The 2466-nt window shown below is 56.8% G+C and carries 5 protein-coding genes; all 5 read right to left on the bottom strand.

Annotation, left to right across the window (positions count from 1 at the left end):
- Window positions 1-718: 30S ribosomal protein S3 (gene rpsC, locus QZL63_RS08850; protein ID WP_290586616.1), on the bottom strand; the 718-nt coding region annotated here is incomplete at its 3' end.
- A 4-nt stretch (window positions 719-722) separates the two neighbouring features.
- Window positions 723-1133 carry a 50S ribosomal protein L22 gene (gene rplV / locus QZL63_RS08845; RefSeq protein WP_022308959.1) on the bottom strand — a complete coding sequence of 137 codons (411 nt, stop codon included), beginning with the start codon at window positions 1131-1133 and terminating at the stop codon, window positions 723-725.
- 7 nt (window positions 1134-1140) lie between these two features.
- Window positions 1141-1410 (bottom strand): 30S ribosomal protein S19, encoded by a 270-nt coding sequence (gene rpsS / locus QZL63_RS08840; protein ID WP_022308958.1) that lies wholly within the window; start codon window positions 1408-1410, stop codon window positions 1141-1143.
- Window positions 1411-1426: 16 nt separating this feature from the next.
- The gene (gene rplB / locus QZL63_RS08835; RefSeq protein ID WP_022308957.1) at window positions 1427-2251 is read right to left on the bottom strand and encodes a 50S ribosomal protein L2; all 825 of its coding nucleotides are present in this window, start codon (window positions 2249-2251) and stop codon (window positions 1427-1429) included.
- 5 nt (window positions 2252-2256) lie between these two features.
- Window positions 2257-2466 (bottom strand): 50S ribosomal protein L23 (locus QZL63_RS08830; protein WP_369677305.1); only part of this gene is annotated, 210 nt, incomplete at its 5' end.

The following is a 2466-nucleotide window of genomic DNA, read 5'->3' as shown; positions in this document are numbered from 1 at the left end:
CACGACGCTCGCCGCCACGACGCTCGCGACGCTCACCGCGATCGCCCGACGGAGCCTGGGCCGAAGCGCCGGCAATCTCGAACAGGTCACGCTTGCCGTAGACCGTACCCTGGCAGATCCACACCTTCACACCGAGGATACCCACCTTCGTGAGTGCCTCCGTGAGGCAGTAGTCGATGTCGGCACGGAAGGTGTGCAGCGGAATGCGGCCCTCCTTCACGGTCTCGGTACGGGCCATCTCGGCGCCGCCCACACGACCTGCGACCTGGATCTTGATGCCCTCGGCACCCATGCGCATCGTGGAAGCCACGGCCGTCTTCACGGCACGGCGGAACGATACGCGGCCCTCGAGCTGACGGGCGATATTCTGGCCCACGATGACGGCATCCACCTCGGGACGCTTCACCTCGAAGATGTTGATCTGAATCTCCTTGCCGGTGAGCTTCTTGAGCTCCTCCTTCAGTTTATCGACCTCCTGGCCGCCCTTGCCGATGATGATACCCGGACGGGCGGTCGAAATCGTAACCGTCACCAGTTTCAGCGTGCGCTCGATGATGATCTTCGAGATGCTTGCCTTGGCCAGACGGACATTCAGGTATTTGCGGATCTTGGCGTCCTCGACGAGCTTGTCGGAGAAATCCTTGCCACCGAACCAGTTGGAATCCCAACCGCGGATGATACCAAGACGATTTGCTATCGGATTTACTTTCTGTCCCATCTGATTACTTCTTTTCTTCGGTTACCATTTTGTCAACTACGATCGTCACGTGATTCGAGCGCTTGCGGATGCGGTGTGCGCGACCCTGCGGAGCAGCCTGAATACGCTTCAGCATGCGACCGCCATCGACGAAGATCTCCTTGACGCAGAGTTTCGTATCTTCCAGACGCTCGTTCTCGTTCTTGGCCTCCCAGTTGGCGATTGCCGACTTGAGGAGTTTCTCCATACGGATCGATGCCTCCTTCTTCGAGTAACGGAGGATGCCCAGTGCCTTGTTGATCTCCACGCCGCGGATGATGTCGGCCACCAGACGCATCTTGCGCGGGGAGGTCGGGCAGTCGCGCATGATGGCGATTGCCTTCTGCTTCTTTTCAGCCTTCAATTGCTCGGCTCTATTTGCTTTTCTTGCACCCATTTTCTACCTATTTTTTCTTGTTACCTGAGTGACCACGGAAGTTGCGCGTGGGAGCAAACTCGCCGAGTTTGTGTCCTACCATGTTCTCCGTCACATATACCGGGATGAACTTGTTTCCGTTGTGGACGGCGATCGTCTGACCTACGAAGTCAGGCGAGATCATACTTGCACGTGACCATGTCTTGATTACCGACTTCTTGTTTCCCTCGGCCTGGGCTACTACCTTCGCCTCGAGCTTGGGGTCGATAAACGGTCCTTTTTTTAATGAACGGCTCATTATGTACTCTTTTTAATTACTTTTTCTTCTTGGAAATGATAAACTTCGAGGTCGTCTTCTTCGGGTTACGAGTCTTATAACCCTTAGCCAGCAGACCCTTGCGCGAACGCGGGTGACCTCCCGAGGCGCGGCCTTCGCCACCACCCATCGGGTGATCCACAGGGTTCATCACAACGCCACGGTTGCGCGGACGGCGGCCCAGCCAACGTTCACGGCCGGCCTTGCCCGAGCTCTCGAGGTTGTGGTCGATGTTCGACACAACGCCCACCGTAGCGCGGCAAGTTACGAGTACCATACGAGTCTCGCCCGAAGGCAGCTTGATGATGGCGAATTTGCCCTCACGAGCAAGCAGCTGGGCATAGGAACCGGCCGAACGTGCCATGGCGGCACCCTGACCGGGGTAGAGTTCAATGTTGTGCACGACCGTACCCAGGGGAATCTCGCTCAAGAAGAGCGTGTTGCCGACCTCGGGAGCAACGCCTGCGCCGCTCATGACGGTCTGGCCCACCTGGAGGCCATTGGGTGCGATGATGTAGCTCTTCTCGCCGTCGGCGTACACGAGCAGTGCGATGCGTGCCGTACGGTTCGGATCGTATTCGATCGCTTTTACAGTGGCAGGAATACCGTCCTTGGCGCGCTTGAAGTCCACGTTACGGTACATCTGCTTGTGACCGCCGCCGATGTAGCGAACCGTCATCTTGCCGACGTTGTTGCGGCCGCCCGTGCTCTTCTTGGGGCTGAGGAGCGATTTCTCCGGCGTCGACTTGGTGATCTCGTCGAACGTGCCGATAATCTTATGTCGCGTACCTGCGGTTACAGGTTTGAATTTTCTTACTGCCATCTTCGTTAGATATTACTGTAAAAATCGATCTTGTCTCCATCCTTCAAGGTGACGATCGCCTTCTTGAAGTTGTTCGCACGGCCCGAGAGGAAGCCCGCCTTGGTATAGCGGCTCTTGAGCTTGCCCATGTAGTTTACGGTGTTCACGTCGGTAACGACGACGTTGTACATCTGCTCCACGGCATTGCGAATCTGCAGCTTGTTAGCCCTCACGTC

It is taken from the genome of Alistipes sp. CAG:268 (genome assembly GCA_000434235.1).
Classification (GTDB): Bacteria; Bacteroidota; Bacteroidia; order Bacteroidales; family Rikenellaceae; genus Alistipes; species Alistipes avistercoris.
This window is presented reverse-complemented; position numbering and strand designations above follow the sequence as displayed.

Coding starts and splice junctions, on each gene's coding strand:
- rplB (WP_022308957.1), bottom strand. CDS start 2,251: ATGGCAGTAAGAAAATTCAAACCTGTAACCGCAGGTACGCGACATAAG.
- rplV (WP_022308959.1), bottom strand. CDS start 1,133: ATGGGTGCAAGAAAAGCAAATAGAGCCGAGCAATTGAAGGCTGAAAAG.
- rpsS (WP_022308958.1), bottom strand. CDS start 1,410: ATGAGCCGTTCATTAAAAAAAGGACCGTTTATCGACCCCAAGCTCGAG.